Annotated in this window: 19 protein-coding genes; 10 read left to right on the forward strand and 9 right to left on the reverse strand. The window is 72.2% G+C overall.

Annotated elements, in window-relative coordinates; genetic code table 11:
* Position 1 precedes the first annotated feature (1 nt).
* The 5 genes from PV734_RS01370 to PV734_RS01390 all read left to right on the forward strand — a co-directional run bounded on the left by PV734_RS01370 (position 2) and on the right by PV734_RS01390 (position 5,795).
* The gene (locus tag PV734_RS01370; protein WP_319288540.1) at positions 2 to 643 is read left to right on the forward strand and encodes an alpha-ketoglutarate-dependent dioxygenase AlkB; all 642 of its coding nucleotides are present in this window, start codon (positions 2 to 4) and stop codon (positions 641 to 643) included.
* Positions 644 to 691: 48 nt separating this feature from the next.
* Positions 692 to 1,936, forward strand: coding sequence for an ROK family protein (locus tag PV734_RS01375; protein ID WP_319091629.1), 1,245 nt, complete (start codon positions 692 to 694; stop codon positions 1,934 to 1,936).
* A gap of 216 nt (positions 1,937 to 2,152) precedes the next feature.
* Positions 2,153 to 2,470, forward strand: a complete 318-nt coding sequence (locus PV734_RS01380; protein WP_319288541.1) for an SHOCT domain-containing protein — start codon at positions 2,153 to 2,155, stop codon at positions 2,468 to 2,470.
* The gene (locus PV734_RS01385) at positions 2,467 to 3,216 is read left to right on the forward strand and encodes an ABC transporter ATP-binding protein (protein ID WP_319288542.1); all 750 of its coding nucleotides are present in this window, start codon (positions 2,467 to 2,469) and stop codon (positions 3,214 to 3,216) included. The genes PV734_RS01380 and PV734_RS01385 overlap by 4 nt, the downstream gene beginning before the upstream one ends.
* The gene (locus PV734_RS01390) at positions 3,213 to 5,795 is read left to right on the forward strand and encodes an ABC transporter permease (RefSeq protein ID WP_415924134.1); all 2,583 of its coding nucleotides are present in this window, start codon (positions 3,213 to 3,215) and stop codon (positions 5,793 to 5,795) included. The genes PV734_RS01385 and PV734_RS01390 overlap by 4 nt, the downstream gene beginning before the upstream one ends.
* A 51-nt stretch (positions 5,796 to 5,846) precedes the next feature.
* On the opposite strand, the gene PV734_RS01395 is transcribed toward PV734_RS01390, so the two are convergent.
* A complete protein-coding gene (locus tag PV734_RS01395) occupies positions 5,847 to 6,422 on the reverse strand; it encodes an ATP-binding protein (protein ID WP_319091632.1) in 576 nt (191 codons plus the stop codon).
* Between the two features lie 239 nt (positions 6,423 to 6,661).
* Entirely contained in the window at positions 6,662 to 6,985 is a 324-nt protein-coding gene (locus PV734_RS01400) for a hypothetical protein (RefSeq protein ID WP_006381496.1), read from the reverse strand.
* Positions 6,986 to 7,319: 334 nt separating this feature from the next.
* Between PV734_RS01400 and PV734_RS01405 the strand changes: the two genes are divergently transcribed.
* Positions 7,320 to 8,453 (forward strand): PLP-dependent cysteine synthase family protein, encoded by a 1,134-nt coding sequence (locus PV734_RS01405; RefSeq protein ID WP_415924135.1) that lies wholly within the window; start codon positions 7,320 to 7,322, stop codon positions 8,451 to 8,453.
* Between the two features lie 75 nt (positions 8,454 to 8,528).
* Here PV734_RS01405 and PV734_RS01410 read toward each other — a convergent pair whose 3' ends face one another.
* On the reverse strand, positions 8,529 to 9,344 hold the full coding sequence (locus PV734_RS01410; RefSeq protein ID WP_319091633.1) for a DeoR/GlpR family DNA-binding transcription regulator: 816 nt from the start codon (positions 9,342 to 9,344) through the stop codon (positions 8,529 to 8,531).
* A 379-nt stretch (positions 9,345 to 9,723) separates the two neighbouring features.
* Between PV734_RS01410 and PV734_RS01415 the strand changes: the two genes are divergently transcribed.
* A complete protein-coding gene (locus tag PV734_RS01415; protein WP_319288543.1) occupies positions 9,724 to 12,117 on the forward strand; it encodes a hypothetical protein in 2,394 nt (797 codons plus the stop codon).
* Here PV734_RS01415 and PV734_RS01420 read toward each other — a convergent pair.
* From PV734_RS01420 to PV734_RS01435, 4 genes are all read right to left on the reverse strand, one after another.
* Complete coding sequence (locus PV734_RS01420) at positions 12,114 to 14,552, reverse strand: right-handed parallel beta-helix repeat-containing protein (RefSeq protein WP_319091635.1); 2,439 nt, start codon at positions 14,550 to 14,552, stop codon at positions 12,114 to 12,116. The genes PV734_RS01415 and PV734_RS01420 overlap by 4 nt on opposite strands.
* A gap of 117 nt (positions 14,553 to 14,669) precedes the next feature.
* Positions 14,670 to 15,275: a hypothetical protein gene (locus PV734_RS01425; protein ID WP_319091636.1), complete on the reverse strand. Its 606-nt coding sequence runs from the start codon at positions 15,273 to 15,275 to the stop codon at positions 14,670 to 14,672.
* 190 nt (positions 15,276 to 15,465) lie between these two features.
* Positions 15,466 to 16,290 carry an MOSC domain-containing protein gene (locus PV734_RS01430; RefSeq protein WP_319091637.1) on the reverse strand — a complete coding sequence of 275 codons (825 nt, stop codon included), beginning with the start codon at positions 16,288 to 16,290 and terminating at the stop codon, positions 15,466 to 15,468.
* Positions 16,291 to 16,333: 43 nt separating this feature from the next.
* The gene (locus PV734_RS01435) at positions 16,334 to 16,765 is read right to left on the reverse strand and encodes a DUF6643 family protein (RefSeq protein ID WP_319091638.1); all 432 of its coding nucleotides are present in this window, start codon (positions 16,763 to 16,765) and stop codon (positions 16,334 to 16,336) included.
* Positions 16,766 to 17,038: 273 nt separating this feature from the next.
* On the opposite strand from PV734_RS01435, the gene PV734_RS01440 reads away from it, so the two are divergent.
* A complete protein-coding gene (locus PV734_RS01440) occupies positions 17,039 to 18,322 on the forward strand; it encodes a TerD family protein (RefSeq protein ID WP_319288765.1) in 1,284 nt (427 codons plus the stop codon).
* Between the two features lie 10 nt (positions 18,323 to 18,332).
* On the opposite strand, the gene PV734_RS01445 is transcribed toward PV734_RS01440, so the two are convergent.
* Positions 18,333 to 19,511: a glycosyltransferase gene (locus PV734_RS01445; RefSeq protein ID WP_319288544.1), complete on the reverse strand. Its 1,179-nt coding sequence runs from the start codon at positions 19,509 to 19,511 to the stop codon at positions 18,333 to 18,335.
* 58 nt (positions 19,512 to 19,569) lie between these two features.
* On the opposite strand from PV734_RS01445, the gene PV734_RS01450 reads away from it, so the two are divergent.
* Both PV734_RS01450 and PV734_RS01455 read left to right on the forward strand, forming a co-directional pair.
* Positions 19,570 to 20,355 (forward strand): glutamate racemase, encoded by a 786-nt coding sequence (locus tag PV734_RS01450; RefSeq protein WP_319091640.1) that lies wholly within the window; start codon positions 19,570 to 19,572, stop codon positions 20,353 to 20,355.
* 84 nt (positions 20,356 to 20,439) lie between these two features.
* Positions 20,440 to 20,979, forward strand: coding sequence for a hypothetical protein (locus PV734_RS01455; RefSeq protein ID WP_319091641.1), 540 nt, complete (start codon positions 20,440 to 20,442; stop codon positions 20,977 to 20,979).
* A 24-nt stretch (positions 20,980 to 21,003) separates the two neighbouring features.
* Here the strand turns inward: PV734_RS01455 and PV734_RS01460 are convergent, their stop codons facing one another.
* Positions 21,004 to 22,068 carry an O-antigen ligase family protein gene (locus PV734_RS01460; protein WP_319288545.1) on the reverse strand — a complete coding sequence of 355 codons (1,065 nt, stop codon included), beginning with the start codon at positions 22,066 to 22,068 and terminating at the stop codon, positions 21,004 to 21,006.
* Positions 22,069 to 22,198 lie beyond the last annotated feature (130 nt).

The following is a 22,198-nucleotide window of genomic DNA, read 5'->3' on the forward strand; positions in this document are numbered from 1 at the left end:
CATGGATGCCGAGCTGTTCCCCAGGGCCCGCACGGAGATCGCGCCGGGCGCGGTACACGTGCCGGACTGGCTGGACGCGGGGCGTCAGCGCGAGCTGCTGGAAGCCTGCCGCGACTGGGCACGCCCGCCCGCCGGCCTGCGCACCGTCCGGACACCCGGCGGCGGCACGATGACCGCCCGCCAGGTGTGCCTCGGCCACCACTGGTACCCGTACGGCTACGCGAGCACGGTCGTCGACGGCGACGGCTCGCCCGTGAAACCGTTCCCGGAGTGGCTGGGCGAGCTGGGGAGGGAGGCAGCGGTTGTGGCGGGGTTCGACAGTGACGTCGACCACGACATCGCGCTGATCAACTTCTACGGCGCCGACGCCCGCATGGGCATGCACCGTGACAGCGACGAGAAGTCTGACGCGCCCGTGGTGTCACTCAGCCTCGGTGACACCTGTCTCTTCCGCTTCGGGAACACGCGGACGCGGACCCGGCCGTACACGGACGTCGAGTTGAGGAGCGGGGACCTGTTCGTGTTCGGCGGCGCGTCCCGGCTCGCCCACCACGGGGTGCCACGGGTGTACGAGGGCACGGCGCCGCCGGAGTTGGGGCTGACCGGTCGGCTGAACGTCACCCTTCGAGTCAGCGGTTTCTGAGCCGGGGGCACGGTCACCTGCCGTAGGGATCATGGGAGACTCGCCCTCATGAGCGGCAAGGCTGACCCCCGGACGGCGGGGGAGGGGACCATCTCAAGGACGCGGTTGGACCGGGGGCGCGGCGCACTCGGGCCCGCCTTGGAGCTCGTGCACACCGGCAGGGCGCCCACCCGGGCCGTGCTCACCGCCGAGCTGGGGGTCACCCGGGCGACGGCCGGTGCGGTGGCATCCGAGCTGGAGGCGCTCGGGCTGATCAGGGTGGACGCCCGGCCGGGGGCGGCGGCCGGTTCGCAGGGTCGCCCCTCGCACCGGCTCGACGTCGCCGAGGACGGGCCGGTCGTACTGGCCGCGCAGGTGCACGCCGACGGGTTCCGGGCCGCGCTGGTCGGGCTCGGCGGGCGGATCGTCGCCACCGCGCCCGGCTGCGAGACCGTCGACGCCGACCCGGCGAAGGTGCTCGGCTCGGTCGTGGAGGCGGGCGCCGAGCTGCTGCGCGACACCGGCAGACGGTGTGTGGGCGCCGGTCTCGCCGTGCCGTCCGCCGTCGCCGAACCCGAGGGCCTGGCGCTGAACCCGCTGCACCTCGCCTGGCCGGCCGGTTCGGCGGTACGGGAGATCTTCGCCGAGCGGGTACGGGAGGCGGGCATCGCCGGCCCGGCCTTCGCGGGCAACGACGTCAATCTCGCCGCGCTCGCCGAACACCGGCACGGCGCCGGACGCGGCGCCCGCGACCTGCTGTGCGTGGCCACCGGGCACCGGGGTGTCGGCGGGGCGCTGGTCCTCGACGGGCGCCTGCACACGGGCAGTTCGGGCCTCGCACTCGAAGTCGGCCACCTCACCGTCAACCCCGAGGGGCGCCCCTGCCACTGCGGCAGCCGGGGCTGCCTGGACGTCGAGGCCGACCCGCTCGCCTTCCTCACCGCGGCGGGCCGCGACCCCGGACCCGAGGTGTCCCTGCTCCAGCAGGCCAACGACCTGATCCGCGACCAGTACACGGACCCGACGGTCCGCACGGCCGCCGAGACACTGATCGACCGCCTGGGCCTGGGCCTGGCGGGCCTGGTGAACATCCTCAACCCGGACCGCATCATCCTCGGCGGCCTGCACCGCACCCTCCTGGACGCCGACGCGGACCGTCTGCGCGCGGTGGTCGCCGACCGCAGTCTGTGGGGCCGCAGCGGCGGCGTGCCCATCCTGGCCTGCACACTGGACCACAACAGCCTGGTGGGAGCGGCCGAGCTGGCGTGGCAACCGGTACTGGACGACCCGCTGGGGGCGCTGGCCCAGCGCTAGGAAGGACCGTCCCGTCCCGCGCGGCCGCACAGCGCCGCCACGTGCGGTCGCCGGCCGACCGCGGACGGCGCCGCGCCGCGCGGAAAGCGGGAGAAAAGGGCCCGCGTACTCCCGGGGAGGTACACGTACTGCCGTCGGCCGTACGACGACCCGGACCCCCTCCCGGCGCGAACCTCGAGTCATCAACGAAAACCCCGACCCGGGAGATGACTCGACATGCAGACCCTCGCGAACTGGAACGGCGGCCCCGGCCCGTGGATCCTGTTCTTCCCACTGATCTGGGCGGTCGTCGTGATCGGCGTCGTCACCGTCCTGCGTCGCACGGCCTGGCGCGGTCGCCGTGGCCCGTGGCGCCCCGTGGGCGGCCGTGACGACACGCAGGACCGTCTCTCCGGCGACGCGCCGCTCGCCGTACTGGGCCGGCGCTTCGCCTCCGGCGAGATCGACGAGGACGAGTACTGGCGGCGGCTCTCCGTCCTGGACGAGCAGTTCGGTGCCGCGGGCCGGCGCCCCGGCAAGGGCGGTGCGGTATGACCGCCGCCACGACGACCCGTACGGCGGCCGGTGTCGTCGACGCGGTGAAGGTGTACGGCGATGCCGACACCGCCGTACGGGCCCTCGACGGGGTGAGCGTCGGCTTTCCGGCCGGACGGTTCACCGCGATCATGGGGCCCTCGGGCTCCGGAAAGTCCACCCTGATGCACTGTGCGGCCGGCCTGGACACCCTCACCTCGGGAAGCGCGTGCATCGGTGACACCGAGCTCGGCGCGCTCGACGACCGGCATCTCACCCTGCTGCGCCGCGACCGGATCGGCTTCGTCTTCCAGGCGTTCAACCTGGTGCCGACGCTGACCGTCGCCGAGAACATCACGCTGCCGACCGACCTTGCGGGCCGAGCCGGTGACCAGGAGTGGATCGACACCCTCGTCGACGTGGTCGGCCTGCGCGACCGGCTCCACCACCGCCCCTCGCAACTCTCCGGCGGCCAACAGCAACGCGTCGCTGTGGCACGGGCGTTCGCCGGACGGCCCGACGTCGTCTTCGCCGACGAACCGACCGGGAACCTGGACTCACGCTCCGGCGAGGAGGTTCTCGGCCTGCTCGGAAGGGCGGTGCGGCACATGGACCGCACGGTCGTCATGGTCACCCACGACCCGGTTGCCGCCGCCCACGCCGACCAGGTCCTCTTCCTGGCCGACGGCCGTCTGGTGGACCGGATGGAGTCCCCGACCGCCGAGAAGGTCCTGGACCGGTTGAAAGCCTTCGAGGTGCCCTCATGAACGCCTCCGCACGCGCGCTGCGCCCCACCGTCCGTATCAGCCTCTCCTCGCTGCGCGCCCACAGGCGCCGCTTCGCCGGTACGTTCCTGGCTGTGTTCCTCGGCGTGGCCTTCCTGGCCGGCACCCTGGTCATGGGAGACACCCTGCGCGCCGGCTTCGACACCATGTTCGGCGACGCGACGAGCGGCACCGACGCCGTCGTCCGCAGCGCCGACGCCATCACGACCCCCGGTGAGAGCCAGGGCGTACGCCGACCGGTCCCCACCGACCTGGTCGACACGGTCGTACGGGTTCCGGGCGTCGCTGCCGCCGCCGCCGACATCCAGGGCGCGGGCCAGCTCATCGCCGCCGACGGCGCACCGATCGGCGGCCAGGGCCCGCCCACCGTCGCCGGCAACTGGATCGCCGACCCGAAGCTGAACCCGTACCGACTCGCCGAAGGACGCGCCCCGGCGAGGTCCGGCGAGGTCGTCGTCAACCGGGGTACGGCCGAGAAGGGCGACCTGCGGATCGGCGACACGACGATCCTGCGTACACCCGACCCGGTGAGGGTGACGATCGTCGGACTCGCGACCTTCGCGGGCGAGGACGGCATGGCGCAGGTGACGTTCACCGGGATGACGCAGGCGGACGCCGAGAAGTACCTGACCGCGAAGCCCGGTGCGGCGGCGAGCATCCAGGTACGGGCGGGCCCCGGGGTAGGCCAGCAGGAGCTGGTCGAGCGACTGACTCCGGTGCTGCCCAAGGGGGTTGAGGCCATCACCGGCCAGGAGTCGGCCGAGGAGAACACCGAGATGATCTCCAGCCGGTTCCTGACCGTCTTCACCCTCTTCCTCCTCGTCTTCTCGGGCGTGGCGATCCTGGTCGCGACCTTCTCCATCCACAACACCTTCGCGATCGTCGTCGCCCAACGCACTCGCGAGAACGCCCTGTTGCGCGCGCTGGGCGCTTCCCGCCGCCAGGTCACCACGGCCACGCTCGTCGAGGCGACAGTGGTCGCCGTGACGGCGTCGATGGTGGGCCTCGCCGGTGGCATCGCCATCGCCGCGGGCCTCCAGGCGCTGTTCCCGGCCATCGGATTCCCTTTCCCCGAAAGCGACTTGGTGATCAGCGGGCCGTCCATGCTGCTGCCGCTCGCGGTCGGCATCGTGGTCTGCCTGGGCTCCGCCCTGCTGCCCGCCGTACGCGCCGGCCGCACCGCACCCCTGGCCGCGCTTCGGGAGACGGCCGTGGACCGGTCGGGCGCCTCGCCCCTCCGGGCGGTCGTCGGCGCGGGTCTCGGGGCCCTCGCGCTCGCGCTGACACTGACCGGCGTCCTCGTCTCACCGTCCTTGTGGCTGGCGGGACTTGGCGCCGTACTGGCCCTCGCGTCGTTCGTGGTCCTGGGCCCGGTCGCGTCCACGACAGTCGTACGGGTCCTCGGCGGCCTCCTCGGCAGGCTGCGCGGAGTCCCCGGCGGCCTCGCCCGGCGCAACGCCCTGCGCAGCCCGAGGCGGACCGCCGCGACCGCGAGCGCCCTGATGATCGGCGTGGCCGTCGTTTCCCTGTTCACCGTGTTCGGCGCCTCGCTGAAGGCCACCATGGACCAGACCGTGTCACGGTCCTTCGCGGGCGACGTGGCCGTGAGCACCCCCTCGTTCGGAGCGGGCGGCAGCGGCCTCAGCCCGGCCCTCGCACCCGCGATCGCCCAGCGGCCCGAGGTGGCGAACGCGGTCGGACTCGGCCGAGGAGTCGCCGAAGTCGACGGCCAGGGAAGGGCGTTGACCGTCACCGACCCCGTCACGCTCAGCAAGGTCTTCGACCTGGGTGAGATCCGCGGCTCGCTGACCGGCCTCGGCACCGACGGCATCGCCGTCACCCGGGCGGAAGCCGACCGCCAGGATCTGCGGACCGGCGACACCACCCGACTCGCCTTCACCGACGGCCGGAAGGAGACCTTCACCGTCCGTGCTGTCTACGGCCGGTCGGAGCTCGTCGGCGACTACGTCATCACCCGTGCCGCCTGGGCCCCACACCGCGCCCAGGACTCCGACACGTTGATCGCCGTCTCCTTCAGGGACGGTGTGGGCACGGACGCGGGCAGGGCCGCCGTCGAGCGGGTCGCGGCCCACTTCGGCGACCCCGAGGTGCAGACTCGCGACGAGTTCGCCCGGTCATCGGCCGGAGGCATCGACATGATGCTCACCCTCGTCTACGCGCTGCTCGCCCTCGCGGTGCTCATCGCACTGCTCGGCATCGCAAACACGCTGACCCTCGCGATCCACGAACGCACCCGTGAACTCGGCCTGTTGAGGGCGGTCGGCCAGACCCGGGCACAACTGCGCGCCATGGTCCGCTGGGAGTCGATCCTCGTCGCCGCCTTCGGCACGGTGGGCGGGCTCGCCCTCGGTGCCTTCCTCGGCTGGGTGCTGGTGAAGGCCTTGGACGGCGCGAGCGACAGTGTCTTCGCCTTCACGCTGCCGTCCGCACAGCTCACGGTCGTGGCCCTGGTGGGCGTCGCGGCCGGCGCACTCGCGGGCCTGCGTCCGGCCAGGCGGGCGGCACGGCTGGACGTACTGCGGGCCGTCGCCACCGAGTGACGTAGCGGCACGGCGGAGCGAGGGGGAGGTAGGTCGGTGGTCACCGCCCGGTCAGCCGACAACGGCCGACCGGGCGGGAGCGTGTTCCGGCCTGCGCCGAAGTGCCCCCGGCTTGTGTGCTTTGTCGTACGGCGGCTCGTCGAACCCGGGCCCGTCGCACGGCTGCTCCTCGAACGACAGATGCGCGGGCGCCGCGGTCGCGGGCCGGGTCTCCGGAGCCACCACCACCGGTGCGACCGCCGGCAGGGTGAACCACACGACCTTTCCGGACTCGCCGTCCGGCCGCACGCCCCAGCTTTCGCTGACCGCGGCGACCATCGCGAGGCCGCGTCCGCAGGTGGCGGTGGGATCCGCGTCCCGCAGCTCGGGAATGCGCGGGTCGTGATCGTGGACCGAGACGGTGAGCCGGTCGAGCAGGACCTCGATCTCCACGGTGCACAGCTTGTCGGGCTGGGCGTGCCGGTGGACGTTGGTCAGCAGTTCGGTGACACCGAGTGAGGCCCGGTCTATCAAGGGGTCCAGATGCCAGTAGCGCAAATGTGCAGAGACGATTCTGCGGACCTGACCGATCCGCGACGGCAGGGCTTGGAGCTCTACCGTGCAGTGCCTGCTTGGGTGACTGATCACGGCTTGCGACTCCCCGAATTGAGGTCCGGAAGAAGACACGAGAGCGGATCGAGCAGAGTGGCTGTGTGTGATGGCCGCCTGCTGTCCATGGCGGGAGGGCTGGTTCGCAGCGTTATCGCCGGTAAACCCAGAGTGATGTGTGACAAGCGTGACTCAGGGTGCGGAAACCCGCAACTCGCGGCATGGCTCCGGGCATACTCGGTGCCCGCGCGAGGCGGGGCCCCACGGCCCCTGACGTCCTAGTGTCCGCGCCCGGCCGCCTTGCGGACGGCCTCGATGAAGCGGCGCGCCGCAGGCGGTCCGGGCCGCCCCGGTGCGGGGTCGTGTTCCCCCAGCGTCAGCAGGTACCGCTTGCCGTTGAGGTCGGCCAGCGCCCGGTCGTCGGCCGCGAACCAGGGCTTCGACGCGCGCACCGCCTGCACGGGAGCGCTGTCGATCTCGCTGCCGTAACTGGTGAGCAACTCCAGCCTGCCCCCGCTGATCCGGACCTGTCCGGCCCGGGTGAGGGAGCGCAACCTCTTCCCGATCCGCACGCCCGTGGCCGTGAACTCCGGCTCCGCCATGATGCTCCGCCCCCTAGTCGGCCTGTGCCGAGATGCGTGGTCGTCCCGTGTGGAACGTGATCCAGTGTGCGCCCCCGTGCCGTGCAGTCTGCCCGCCCCCGGCGAGGAGCACCAGTGCGTACGACGGCTCCGCGCCGACCGGCGGGAGCACTCACCGGGATGCGCCCCGGGCGTCGCCGCCTTCCGTCCCGCCCTTTCCCACCCTCGCCCCAGGTCTGCCTTTGGGTTGCCCAAAGGGGTGTTTATGCAGGTGAGGAGCGTGTTCAAGGTGTCTATGATCGAGGTGTCCGGCTGCCCGACGAGCTGTCGGCGCGCGCATCACAAGGAGCCTGACGTGAGCATCCCCGACCCCACCGGGACCGCCGGAACCCTGGACACGCTCGACGTGGACCGCAGCGACGCCGACTACCGGGACTGGCTCAAAGAAGCCGTCCGCAAGGTCCAGGCCGACGCCAACCGCTCCGCCGACACCCACCTGCTGCGCTTCCCGCTGCCCGAGAAGTGGGGTATCGACCTGTACCTGAAGGACGAGTCCACCCACCCCACCGGAAGCCTCAAGCACCGCCTTGCCCGTTCCCTCTTCCTCTACGGGCTGTGCAATGGCTGGATCCGCCCCGGCCGCCCGGTGATCGAGGCGTCCAGCGGCTCCACCGCCGTCTCCGAGGCGTACTTCGCGAAGCTGATCGGTGTGCCCTTCATCGCGGTGATGCCCCGCACGACCAGCGCCGAGAAGTGCCGCCTCATCGAGTTCCACGGCGGCCAGTGCCACTTCGTGGACGACTCCCGCAAGATGTACGAGGCCTCGGCAGCCCTCGCGGCGGAGACGGGCGGCCACTACATGGACCAGTTCACCTACGCGGAACGGGCCACGGACTGGCGCGGAAACAACAACATCGCCGAATCCATCTTCCGCCAACTGGAACTGGAACGTTTCCCGGAACCCGCGTGGATCGTCGCCACGGCCGGCACCGGCGGCACCTCGGCGACGCTCGCCCGCTACGTCCACTACACGCAGCGCGACACCCGTATCTGTGTCGCCGACCCGGAGAACTCCTGCTTCTTCGAGGGCTGGACCACCGGCGATCCGGACGTCACGTGCGACTGCGGTTCCCGCATCGAGGGCATCGGCCGCCCCCGTATGGAGCCCAGCTTCGTCCCCGGCGCGGTGGACCGCATGATGAAGGTCCCGGACGCGGCCAGCATCGCCGCCGTAAGAGCCCTGGAACAGACGATCGGCCGCAAGGCGGGAGCCTCCACCGGCACGGGGCTGTGGAGCGCCCTCAAGATCGTGGCGGAGATGGTCGCGCAGGACGAGCAGGGCAGCGTCGTAACCCTCCTGTGCGACCACGGAGACCGTTACCTGGACAAGTACTACTCGGATGCCTGGCTGGAGGAGCAGTCCCTGAACATCGAGCCCTACGGCGCAAAAATCGAGGGATTCCTGAAAACAGGCCTGTGGCTCAACTGACCCAAAGGGCGCGGGGAACTGCGCGACAAGCCACAGCGGCGCCGCACCCGCGAACGCACCTACCGCGGCACCCCCTCAGGCGCCCTCACCGGCGACAACCAGCCGCCGCAAATGCTCCGAAACCTCGCCCCGAGCCTCAGGCACCAGCCCGGCGTCCGTCACCAACGTGTCCACCTGCTCCAACGCCGCGAACGAACTGAGCCCCACCGTCCCCCACTTGGTGTGGTCGGCGACCACGACGACGCGCCGAGCCGACTGCACCAGCCGCCGGTTCGTCTCCGCCTCCGCGAGGTTCGGTGTGGACAGTCCGGCCTCGACCGATATCCCGTGCACACCCAGGAACAGCATGTCGAAGTGGAGTGACGCGATCGCCTGGTCGGCCACCGGCCCCACCAGTGAATCGGACGGAGTCCGTACCCCGCCGGTCAGTACGACCGTCGCCGCCCCCTGCCGCTGCCCCGACACGCGCTGCGCGGTGTGGAAGACGTCGGCCACCCGCACCGAGTTGGTCACCACGGTCAGATCCGGCACGTCCAGCAGATGATGCGCCAGCGCGTACGTCGTCGTACCGCCCGACAGGGCGATCGCCGAGCCCGGCGCGACCAGTTCCGCCGCGGCCCGGGCGATGTCCTCCTTGGCCGTCAGCTCCAGGCCCGACTTGGCCTCGAACCCCGGTTCGTGGGTACTCGCCTCGACGACCGGCACCGCGCCGCCGTGCACCTTCTCCAGGACGCCCTGGCGGGCCAGCGCGTCGAGGTCACGGCGGACCGTCATGTCCGACACGCCGAGTTTGCGGGTCAGTTCGTTGACGCGAACGCCCCCACGACGCCGTACCTCGTCGAGGATCAGGGCGCGGCGCTGCTCCGCGAGGAGATTCTGGTTGTCATTCACGGCCGCTCCACGTCCTTCCGGGGTTCCTCCGGGCCTGCCGGTCCACTCGCCCCCACCAACTCCGACACGTCCCGCACACCCGCTGCGCACCTGCTGCGAACCCGCTCCGACAAGGACATTCCTCCTGCTAGCGGCCCGGCGGACGTCCCATACTCGCATGGGCCGGTACTCGCCGCGCCACTGCCCGTCACGACGCGGACATGTCACTCTGGCAACACCGGCTCCTCGCTCGTCACACGGATCGGGGAGATTCCGTGACGAGAGGTGTACGGAGCCCACCTGGCGGAGATCCTCCAGTCCCGCCCGGCATCGTCGTTCACAGGACGAGGGCCGCCGGCGGGACACGGGGGAAGCACGAGCAACGGGGGAAGTGCGAACAGTGGAGCAGGCACAGGAACGGGCCGCGGCGCCCGGAGCGGACAGCGCGGCCGAGCCGCCCGAAAGAACGAAAACGGCCGGGGCGCGGACGACCACCGGCATCGCCCTGGAATTACTGGTCCACGGCGTGGGCGGTGCCACGCCCGAGAAGATGCTCAACGATCCGCGGACCGTCCGCATCACCGGCGACGACACGGCGGCCGTCTTCCGGCGCGTGGACGACGTCGGGGCGGAGGACCGGCCCGCCGACCCGCACGGCGCACCGGTGCGCGAGGCGTACGTCTGGTGCAACCTCACCTCTGGCAACGGCACCCGTGCCCTGTGGCTGTTGCTGCTGCCGTTCATGGTGATCAACCTCGCCCACTGGATGCGCCCCACCGCCCGCGACCGGCCACGCAAGGTCCGTTTCTACGGCCTCCTGGTGCGCCTCGCCGGCCTGACCCTCACCGTCCTGCTGGTCGCCGCCGCCTGCGAGGTCGCCCTGGACCTCACCGCCTGGCAGTGCGCGGGCACGCGCTCGTGCGCCGAGGCGCACTCCTGGCTCGGTTTCCTCTCCCCGACCGAGTCGGGCGGCGGCTGGTGGAGCATGCCGGGCCGCCGCCTGGCCCTGGCCGCGGTGGTGCCCGCCGCGCTCACCGGCCTGCTGTGGTTCCTGTCCCGTCGGACATGGAGGGCGTACGAGTCCCAGCGGCCGATGACCCACGACCCGGAGCCCGCCGACGAGAACATCCGTACGGCGCTGGGGCGGCCCGGGTTCTGGTACGGACGGCGGCTGGTGGCCCGACTGCGCGCCGCGCACACCGCGGCGGGCCTGCTCACGGTCGCCGCCGCCCTCGGTTCGGCCGCCGCCCGCCACGACCGCGAACCCGGCGGTCCGGCGATCCTGGCGACCCTGGCCGGGCTGCTGTACGTGTCGCTGGCCGTCGGGGCCGTCGCCGTGGTGTGGGTGGTGTGCCGCCGGGGACGCAGCGAGAGACGCCTCGACCAGGAACTCGACGCCCGGCTCGTCCGCCTCCTGCCGGGCGGCGCGCTCGCCCTGCTGCTCCTGACGGCCGTGTACGCGGGCTGGTCGCGTCCCGGGTGGCGGTCGGCGGGACGGCTCCCGGGCGACGCGACCTTCGGCACCCTCGCACTGCTCCAGGGGATCATCGTCGTCGCCCTGGCCGTCGTCGCCCGCCTCTTGTACCGCGCCCACCCCGACCCGCGAGCCGCCCTGCGCGGTCTCGGCGGACCGGCCGTCGCGACCCTCGCGTGCGCGCTGGGCGGCGTGATGTCCGGCGGTGTGTCCCAGCGCGTCGCCGACTGGCTGGACGGCACCGGCGCCACCATCGAAGGGCCGCCCGTGCTGCTGACCTGGCAGGCGTCGGTGATCCCCGCCGTACTCCTGGTGGTCCTGGGTCTGATCGGCTGGCTGGCCCGGCGCACCCTGCAACTGCGCCGCGCCGAGCTGGACGCCGTCGAGCAGGACTACGACGACGGCTCCGGGGAGCCCAGGGACGCCGCGCACACCCGCCGGATCGCGAGCATGCGAGCGATGGCCGCCCTCACCGACCGGGGGCCCCGCATCGTCGGGATCACCTCCGGGGTCACGCTGCTCCTGGGCGCCACCGCGCTGACCGGAGCCCGGATCACGGACGACACGCCGGGAGACGCCTCCCACGGCGCGTACGGGGTCGTCCAGGGCGCCGCCGAGACCGCCCAGGCCCTCGGATCCTGGCTGATCGGAGTCGGCTTCCTGCTGTTCGTCACCTGGGGGCGGCGCGCCTACAAGGACCCGGCGGCGCGGCGCACCATCGGCATCCTCTGGGACGTCGGCACCTTCTGGCCGCGCGCCTCCCACCCCTTCGCACCGCCCTGCTACGCCGAGCGCGCCGTGCCCGACCTCACCTGGCGGATGGCCACCTGGACCGAGGCCACCGGTGGACGTCTGGTCCTCTCCGGGCACTCCCAGGGCAGCGTCCTCGCGGCGGCCGCCGCCTGGCAGCTGAAGCCGTCCGTACGGCGGCGCGTGGCGCTGCTGACGTACGGTTCACCGCTGGAGCGCCTGTACGGGCGCTGGTTCCCGGCCCATTTCGGCCCCGCCGCGCTCACCTCGCTGCACCACGACGTGGCCTGCTGGCGCAACCTGTACCGGCTGACCGACCCGATCGGGGGCCCCGTACACCTGCCCGGGGACTGCGGCCCCGAGGTGGACCGCGCACCGCTCAGGGACCCGCTCGCCTTCGGCCGCGACAAGGAGCATCCGCTGCCCTCACCGATCCTCGGCCACTCCGACTACCAGGCCGACCCGGCCTTCGCCGACGAGCGCGAGGAACTGCTGGCGCGGCTGACGCCACCCGAGGCGCTGCCCGGGCCGCGGCCCGAGGCCGAAGTTCAGGGCAGCGCAGGCAGCTAAGGCAGGTCGGGCAGGTCCTCGGGATAGAGCAGGGTCAGGTCGTCCGTGCTCGGCTCGGAGTGCTGGGCGACGCGGCCCGCGTGCCGCTCGACCATCGCCTCGAACGTCTGCCGCGCCGTGCGGCCGTTGCCGAACGTCGCACCCTTGGGGATCTCCTCGAAGTACTTCAGCAGGGACTCGGAGGCGCCCGGGCCGAGCCGGTACTCGTGCTCCTCCGACTGCTGCTCCACGATCCGCAGCAGTTCCTCGGGGCCGTAGTCACCGAACGTGATGGTCCGCGAGAAACGGGAGGCGACCCCGGGGTTGATCGACAGGAAGCGCTCCATCTCGGCCGTGTAGCCCGCGACGATCACCACCACGGCCTCCCGGTGGTCCTCCATCAGCTTCACCAGCGTGTCGATGGCCTCCTTGCCGAAGTCACGGCCGGAGTCCTCCGGGGACAGCGCGTAGGCCTCGTCGATGAACAGCACACCGCCCCGCGCCCGGTCGAAGGCCTCCTGGGTGCGGATCGCCGTGGAACCGATGTGCTCGCCGACCAGGTCCACCCGGGACACCTCGACGAGATGGCCCTTCTCCAGGACGCCGAGCGCGGCCAGGATCTCGCCGTAGAGGCGGGCTACCGTCGTCTTGCCGGTACCGGGGGAGCCCGTGAAGACCAGATGGCGCCGGGCGGAGGCCGCCTTGAGGCCCGCCTGCTGCCGACGCCGGCCGACCTCGATCATGTCGGTGAGGGCCCGCACCTCGCGCTTGACGCTCTCCAGGCCCACCAGCGCGTCGAGTTCACCGAGGACGTCCTTCGGGGACCGCGTGGCCTCCGCCGGCCCCGGGTCGCCGACCGCCGGCTCCGGCTCCGCGATGCGCCGGCCCGGGATCTCGCCCAGCACCCCCGGCGACTGGACCGCGGTCAGCACGGCCGTCTCCGGCACCAGAGGTGCGCGCAGGGCCGCGCTCTCGTCGCTGGTGCAGTCCTCGACGACCGGCCCGCCGCCGCTGGCCGCGCCGGAGCCGCCGTCGGCGAACTCGTAACCACCGCGCGCGCAGCGTTCCGTACGGCACTTCGTCAGCGTCGTACGGCAACCGTCTATGACATGGAAGCCGTAGCCCTCGCTGCCCGTCACCCGGCAGTGCAGGAAGCTGCCCCGGCCGCCCGCCGACACATAGAAGCCCGCCTCGGCGGGGGAGTCGACCGTGCACCGCTCGATGGTGGGGTCGGCGCCCTTGGTGACGATCACGCCCGTCTGGGTGCCGACCACGGTGCAGCCGTTGAGGGTGCCGCCACTGCCGTGGTCGCGGAACCAGGCGCCCGTCGCCGCGTCCCGGATCCGGCAGTCGTCGAGCTGAGCGGTCGCGCCGTCACTGACCGACACGGCCGTGTTGCGCACCTGCGAGAGATCGCTGTCGACGACGTCCGCGCGCGAGCCCCGGTCGAGCACGAACAGTGCGTCCGGCACGTCGTGCACCCGGCAGGACTCGAGAACGGCCGTGGCGCCGTCGCTGATCCACACCGCCGGGTAGTCGCCGGTACTGTCGAAGATCTCGCACTGGTTGGCGTCCACGCGGGTGCCCGGATCCCACACCGACAGCCCGTTGCGCCCGAACTGGCGCACCGTCGTGCGGGTCAGGGTGAGAACCGAGCGGGACCGCAGGTCGACCGCGTTCTCCGGGATGTCGTGGATACGGCAGTCGGCGAGCGTCAGCACGGCGTCGGAGTCGAGCGTCACGCCGTCCGCGGACGTACGGTGCACACCGCAGTCGGTCAGGTGGGCGGTGGCCCGGCCGGTGATGTGGACGCCGCTGCCCTTGACCTCGTAGATCTCACAACCGACCGCTTCCAGCGCCGAGTTCTCGCCCGAGACCGACAGACCGACCCCCGAGGCGTGGTGCACACGGCACCGCTCCAGACGCGGATGGCCGCCGTCGCGCACGGTCACGCCCGCCTGGCCGGCCGCGACGACCTCGCACTCCTCGAACACCCCGCCCGCGTCGTCCAGTACGGCGATGCCGGCGCCCGCCGGGTTGTCGACCGTGCAGCGCCGTACGGTCGGGCGCGCGCCACCGCGCACCTCGATGCCCGCGGCGGACCGGGTGACGATCCGCAGGTCCATCAGCTCAGGTGTGCCCTCCTCGACGAGCACGGCTGCCGAGGTCGGGTCCTGGCCCTCCACATGCAGGTCCTGGACCACCGCCGAGGCACGCACGGTGAGCGGTACGCCGTCGACGGGCGCGATGCGCACCGAGCCGGGGGAACCCTCCGGCCCGCGCAGCGTCACCGCCCGCTCGACGACGAGGTTCTCCCGGTAGGTGCCGGGCGCGACGGTGAGGACGTCGCCGTCCGCCGCGGCCTCCAGAGCGGCGGCGAGCGACGCGTACTCACCCGTGCGGCGCCGCCACCTCGAAGTGCCGGTGTGCGTCACCTGGACCGTGCCCTGTGCCATGGCGCTGCTGTGCCCCCACCTCGTGGAACGCGGTATGTCGCGGAAGGTGCCGAACGATGTCGGCCGGTCCACCGTAGCGTGCGCGGGCACGGTGGGTTGACCAGAGCCGAAAGGCGGTCAACTACCGGTCCCGGTCCGGCCCCAGTCGGGTCCGGCCCGGTCCCAGGCCTGGTCCCAACGGGCGTACCGGCGGCGGACCATGCGCCAGAGGATCAACCGCCGGACGCCCTCGACGAATCCGGCCGACAGGACGGCCGCGCCGAATCCGGCGAGGACCGCGTGGGTCGTCGCGGTGGCGGTGTCCAGCGGCTGGGCGGCTATTCGCCCCTGTTCGTCCGTCCACAGCGTGAAGTGGTCCCCGGGATGCGGGGACTTGAGGCTCGCCATGACCTTGCCGTGCTGTTCCGTGCCGTCGGGTCCCCTCCAGTCGGCCTCCACGCGGCTTCTCGCCTCCCGGGGGGCGACCGACTCGGGGTCGGGCTCCAGCGGGGAGCGGGCCAGCCTCTTGACCACGGTGGCCGTCACGAGATGGCGCGCCTCGCGCTGGTCCCGTACGGCCTGTTGCAGCGCGCCCTGGGCGGCGCCGCCGACGAGGACGCCGATGAGGGGCGCCGCCAGCAGGATCAGCAGCAGGGCCGCGAGCGCCACCCAGGCCTCCGCCAGGTCGGTCGCGCGGCGCAGCGGATTGTGCCGCCAGCGCCAGAGCCCGCCGATAGCCCGCACAGCCGCACCCCCTTCCCGCTCCGTGATAACCCGGTCCGAGCGGTTCACGCAGGACGCGAGTCAAAGAGAGAGCGAAATCACTGCTCACCGGCTCTCGTCCCGGCGGTCTCATGAACTTCTCACAAAGGCCAACGGCTCAGCCCCGTGCCGGTGTTCCCGCCTCCGGGATCAATCGCGAGAGCACGCCCGCCTATTCGATGACCGTGAACGGATCGCCGACGCGGATGGTGCCGGGATTCTCGGGGATCAGGTTCTGTCCGAAGATCAGCTGGTTGCCGAAGCGGCGGTGGCGCCCGAGCGTGCGCAGGGGTTCCCGCCCGCGTTCGGAGGTGTCCTGGTCGGTGGTGGTCACCACGCACCGTCCGCACTTCTTGGCGACCCGGAAGGAGACCTCGCCCACGGCGATCCGGGACCAGTGGTCCTCGGCCCAGGCGGCCGTCCCCGACACGACCACATTGGGCCGGAAGCGGTTCATGGGCAGGGGGCCCTCGTGGGCGCGATCCCCTTGCGCGATCAGGGCGTTGAGGGCGTCGAGCGATGCGAGCGTGGTCACGAGCAGCGGATAGCCGTCGGCGAAGCTGACGGTCTCACCGGGCAACGCGAACTCCGGGTCGACCGCGCGGCGGGTGGCCGGGTCGTCCATGTGCAGAAGACGTACGTCCTCGCCCAGATACCCGCCGCACCAGGCATGCGCGTCGTCGCCCGCGAGCACCGCCTGCACCTTGGTACCGAAGATGTTCACCGTCGTCGTGCCCGCCACCTCCGGGACAGGCACGGTCAGGGGTGTGCGACCGGGTGCCGACAGACGAATGCCGCCGTCGGGCAGCAGCTCGGCCGAGGCCTGCGCCAGACGCGGCTGCTCGCGTTGTGTGACGACCTTTCCCCCGGCGTCGATCAGAACCCAGCGCCGGTCTCCGGCCAGCCCCCAGGGCTCCACCACGGCCTGCCGGGGTGACTGGCCCCGGAACGCCTTGACCGGATGGATGTGAATCGAGTGCAGCTCCGCATTCCCCATGCCGCCATCGTGCCAGCAGGCACGGACGCTCCGGGGGCGAGATTCAGTACCCGCGGTACTGCTGGTTGTTGTACGGGTCCTGGTACGGAGTCGCGGCGGGCCGAGGGGCCGCGGGGCGCATCGCCTCGTACCCGGTGGCCGCCGCGGGACGCTGCTGCTGCATCGGCTGCCCGGCGGGGTAACCGCGCGGTGGTGCCTGCTGCGGGATGTACGCCGCCGGCGCCTGCTGCAGCGGTGCGGGTTGCTGCGCCTGCGGGTAGCCGTAGGCGTTGGCCTGCTGGGACGGGCCGGCCGGCAGCGCGGGAAGCGAGGACGGTAGCGCGGGCAGGTTGTTGCTGCCCGTGTCGTAGGCGGCTGGGACCCGGATCGGAGCGATCTGCGGGGCCCCCCGCTCGGCGACGAGCGAGTCGTAGATCGGGGTGTCCGGGAAGGCGGAGTAGTAGCCGCCGCCGTAGGTGGAGCGGGGGGAGGTCATGGCACATAAGTTAAACCCACGATGAGGTGGTTGGGGAGACCGATAAGAGGGTTGTTTTCCGTGTCGGCGGTGATGTGGGACCCCCAATGCGAGCGAACTCGGCAAAAGGGGCGCCAGATCGTGGTGTGATCGGGTAAAGGCCAGGTTCCGGGCGGGTTACCGACGGGTCGCCCCGCGTTCTTCCCTCGTTCGGCACAGGAGTTCAACGGGAGTTCACAGGCCCGGGAGAATAGGTTGTCCGCGAGGCTGGCAGAGATGGGGGCAGACATGTCGATGTCCAAGGGATCCAACGCACCGGTGCCATCGGTGGCACTCCGCGTCGAACTGGGCTGGCGGTCAGGTGCGGGTGTGCCCGACGCGGACGCCTCCGCGCTGCTGCTGATGGCCGGAAAGGTCCGTTCCGACGGCGACTTCGTCTTCTACAACCAGCCCGTGCACTCCTCCGGCGCGGTCCGGCACGAGGGCAAGCGGGACGACGGCGGCCGGGTGACGGACACCCTTCTCGTCGACCTGGCGCGCGTGGAGCCGGCCGTCGAGACCGTGGTCCTTGCCGCCTCCGCAGACGGAGGAACGTTCGGGCAGGTGCCCGATCTGTACATCGAGGTCCGTGACGCGGCGCAGGGCACCGTGGTGGCCCGCTTCGACAACGCGGGCGCCAGTGTCGAAACCGCGTTCGTGCTCGGTGAGTTCTACCGCAGGCAGGGCGCCTGGAAGTTCCGCGCGGTCGGACAGGGCTACAGCAGTGGACTGGCAGGCCTGGCCACGGACTTCGGCATCACCGTGGACGAGCCCTCACCCGCGACGGCGCCCGCCCCAACGGCCCCCGCCTCCATGGCTGCGCCCGTCGCACCTCCGGTCACCGTGCCTCCGCCGCCGCCCGCGCCGCCCGTGTCCATGCCTCCGCCTCCCGCCGCGCCGGTACGCCTGACCAAGGTGACACTGACCAAGGAGGCCCCGTCCGTCTCGCTCACCAAGCAGGGCGGCACCTCGGGCGCCCTGCGCGTCAACCTCAACTGGCAGGTCCACAAGCAGTTCTCCGGGTGGGGCAGCAAACTCGGCCGCGCGGTCGCCCAGCACTCCGACCTCGACCTCGACCTGTGTGCCCTCTTCGAGCTCTCCGACGGCAGAAAGGGCGTCGTACAGGCCCTCGGCAACGCCTTCGGGGCGCTGCACCAGCCGCCGTACATCCACCTCGACGGCGACGACCGCACCGGCGCCATGTCCAGCGGCGAGAACCTCACCGTCAACCTGGACCACAAGCAGGACTTCCGGCGCATCCTCATCTTCGTGACCATCTACGCGGGCGCGCGTTCCTTCGCCGACCTGCACGCCACGGTCACCCTGACCCCGGCGAGCGGAGCGGCGGTCGACTTCTCGCTCGACGAGTGCACGGTGCCCTCCACGGTGTGCGCGCTCGCCCTGATCACCAACAACGGCGGCGACCTGATCGTCCAGCGCGAGGCCCGCTATCTCGTGCCCGAGCGTGGCGTGAGCCCGCAGCGGACCGTCGACCACGTCTACGGCTGGGGCATGAACTGGACCCCCGGCCGTAAGTGACGCACACGGCTCAGCTCTCCTCGGCGGCGGTCTCCGGCCGGGCGTACGTCCGGCCCTTCCAGGCGGCGCCGCGTCCCCGGTAGTGCCGCACCGCCGAGTCGACCGTCATGAGGAGGTACAGGAAGGCGGTGAAAGGCAGCAGGGGAGCGAGCCACAGCGGCAGCCGGTAGTAGCGCAGCATCGGGGTGTACGTCCCCGCCATCACCAGCCATGCGAGGCCGCCGCACACCGCCGCGGGTGTCGTCCCGGTGGCGAGCCCGGCGAACAGGGCGAACGGCGGCACCAGATACACCAGCGCGAGGCCGAGCACCGTGCCGAGCAGGAGCGGCGGGCTGTGGCGCAACTGCGTGTACGCGCTGCGCGAGACCATCCGCCACAGGTCGTGCAGGCGCGGGTAGGGCCGCACGCTGTCCACCCGCTCGGCGAGCCCCAGCCAGATGTGGCCCCCGCCGCCCTTGACGGCCTGTGCGAGTGCCACGTCGTCGATGACGGCGTGCCGGATGGCGTCCGGGATCCGGGCCCGCTCGGCGGCCTCCGTACGCAGCAGCACGCACCCGCCCGCGGCGGCCGCCGTCCGGGACCCCTTCCGGCCGATCCGGCGGAACGGATAGAGCTGCGCGAAGAAGTACACGAAGGCCGGTACGACGAGCCGCTCCCAGGCGCTCTCCACCCGCAGTCTGGCCATCAGCGACACGGCGTCGAAGCCGCCGCCCCGCGCCGCCGCCACCAGTTCCCGCAGACTGTCCGGCGCGTGGGCGATGTCCGCGTCCGTGAGCAGCAGGAACTCGGGTTCACGCGCGCGTGCCAGGCCGATGCCGTGGCGCACCGCCCACAGCTTGCCCGTCCAGCCCGCGGGCGGTTCACCGGGCGAGTCCACGGTCAGCGGCAGCCCGCCGTGCCGGCGCGACAGGTCCCGGGCCAGCTCCCCGGTGCCGTCCGAACTGCCGTCGTCGACCAGGAAGACCTCGGCCCGGCCCGGATAGTCCTGGGCGAGCAGCGACGGCAGACTCACGGGCAGTACCCCGGCCTCGTCGCGAGCCGGGACGACGACGCAGACGACCGGCCAGGACTCCGGCTCCCGGTCGTACGACGGCAACCTGACGTCCGTACGCCAGAAGAAGCCCTGGCACAGCAGCAGCCACAGCCAGGAGACCAGTGATCCGACGGCAGTCCACACAACGGCGCTCACCCGCCGCAGTCTGCCCCACCCCGAAGGCCCGTAAGGGCACGCCGTTTATAGTGACCGGGTGAAGATCGCGCTGATGGACTCCGGAATCGGACTTCTGCCGGCAGCCGCGGCGGTACGGCGGCTGCGGCCCGACGCGGATCTCGTGCTCTCCCTGGACCCCGCGGGCATGCCCTGGGGCCCGCGCACCACGCAGGACCTCACCGGGCGTGCCCTGGCCGTCGCCGAGGCCGCCGCCGCCCAGCGGCCCGACGCCCTGATCGTCGGCTGCAACACCGCGACGGTGCACGCCCTGACCGCCCTGCGTGCCCGCTTCGAACCGGAGCTGCCGGTCATCGGAACCGTTCCGGCGATCAAGCCCGCCGCCGCGGGAGGCGGGCCCTTCGCGATCTGGGCCACCCCCGCCACCACCGGCAGCCCCTACCAGCGGGGCCTCATCCGGGACTTCGCCGAGGGCGTGGCGGTCACCGAGGTGCCCTGCTGGGGACTGGCCGAAGCCGTCGAACACGCGGACGAGGCAGCGATCGATGCCGCCATCTCCGCCGCGGCGGCCCTCACCCCCGAAGAGGTAACGACCGTCGTCCTGGGCTGCACCCATTACGAACTCGTCGCCGAGCGCATCAGGGAGGCGGTCCAGCAGCCCGGCCTCCCTCCGCTCGTCCTGCACGGCTCGGCCGGCGCGGTGGCCGCCCAGACGCTGCGCAGGCTCGGCACGCATCCCGCCCCGGAGGCGGCGGCGGACGGCACCCTCACCGCACTGCTGAACGGCACCGCGGGTCCGCTGCCCGCAGCCGCGCTGGTCTACGAGGAAGGCCGGCTCCTGCAGGCGGCTGCCCCCGTCCGCTGACCGGCTTCCGCGCGGCGGCAGGGCGGAGTAGTGACCCTCCGCGAGCCGGTGCCCGCGGAGCGGAATCTGAGTAGTCTCAAAGGCATGAGGGACCTCCCCCGCGAAGAGACCGTGCCGACCGAGATCTGGACCGGCCGGGCGACCAACCGAGCCCAATGGCTGCTGGCGCTCGGCGGCTGCGCCGTCATGGCACTCGGTATCGAGCTGGCCGTCGACTCGGCGTGGACGTCCGGTGTCGCACCGCTCGCCATGTCCGTCGTGGGCTGCATCGCCGCCGGACTGCTCGTCCTCTTCGGCACCCTCGCGTTCGTGCACGTCGCCGTCAAGGTCGACAAGGACGCACTCGAAGTGCGCTGCGGTCACATCGGCCTGCCGCGCCGCCGCATTCCGCTGTCACAGATCGTCGGTGCCGAGTTCGTGGCGAGGGTCACCCCGCGACAGTGGGGCGGCTGGGGTTACCGCTGGCGGCCCCAGCAGGGCACCGCGGTCGTCGTACGCCGGGGTGAGGGCGTGGTGCTGCGACTCGGGGACGGACATACGTTCACGATCACGGTGGACAACGCGGAGGCGGCCGTACGCGTCATCAAGGACCGGCTGCGGGGCGCGGCGGGAACCGCGCACTGACCGTCGGCTCGCTCCCGCCCCGGGTCACCGGTGTTCCCGCTGCTCCCGCGCGCCTGCCGACGCCGGATCCGGGGTCGCGTGGACGAGTGGCCGGGCCGTCGCCAGACCCGCCAGGAGGCCCGCCCCCACGGTCACCGTGGTGAAGCTCAGCACATTGCCGACCGTGGCGAGGGCGGCCAGAGCTGTCAGGGCCGCGCCCGCGGTCAGCGCGACGGAGGCCGGGCGAGGGGTGCGCCACAGGGTGTACAGCACCCAGCAGAAGACCGCCGCCAGCAGGGCCGCACCGACCACACCCTGCTCGGCCGCCTGCTGAAGGGGCGCGGAGTGCGGTCGGGCCTCGGCCGGCACCGACAGGGGAGCCGTCTCGCCGAATTCCGCGAACCTGCCCGGCCCCACACCGAGCGCCGGATCACGGTGCGCCAGCGTCAGGGCTTCTCGCCACAGCTGGAGCCTATGCTCGCCCAGTTGTCCCTCCAGTGAGTCGGACAGCCCGCCCGGAAGCACGCCCTCGGCGGCGGCCCAGACCGTTCCGTTCACCAGGGCCGCCGTCAGTGCCAGCCCCGCGAGCCCCACCCCCCGGCGCGGCATGTGGTCCGCGGCGAGCGAGCAGAGCAGGACGGCGGCACAGAGGACGAATCCGGCGACCGGGCCGAGCACCGCCGACGCCACCGTGATCCCGGCGGCCAGAACGCGCAGCGCCAGTCGCAGCAGGGGCGGGCGGGCCGCCCAGGCGGCGCAGCAGACGGCGCCGGTGGTCAGTACCAGAAGCGCGGCCACCGCACCGAGGTGTCCGGGCGGAGCGGCGGTCCGCGGCCCAGGCAGGGTGTGCGGCGCGGCCACCGCGAGCCCGAACCCGGCCAGCGCCGCCGTACACGGGGCGGCGACCGGCAGCAGTGCGCCGCAGATCCGTCCCGCCGAGTAACCGGCGGCGACCGCCAGCACAGCCAGGAGCATGCCCTCGGGGCGGCCGTCGTGGGAGGCCGCCGAGATCAGCGACCAGGTGGCACACGCGCCCAGTACGACGACGCCGGCCGCGTCGGAGACGTTGCGTCTCTCACCGTCCGCCGACGTGTCCGCCGCCGACGACATCCCCGTGGACCCCAACCCGTCGCCCCCCGACCTGTGACGGGCCCCGACCGCACGGCCGTCGCGGGCGCGCACGTCAGGGGCTCGGGCACACCGTAACGGCTGGTGCGTCATTTGTGGACGAGTTGCGCAG

The organism is Streptomyces sp. AK08-02 (assembly GCF_033795085.1).
GTDB classification, from domain to species: Bacteria; Actinomycetota; Actinomycetes; order Streptomycetales; family Streptomycetaceae; genus Streptomyces; species Streptomyces echiniscabiei.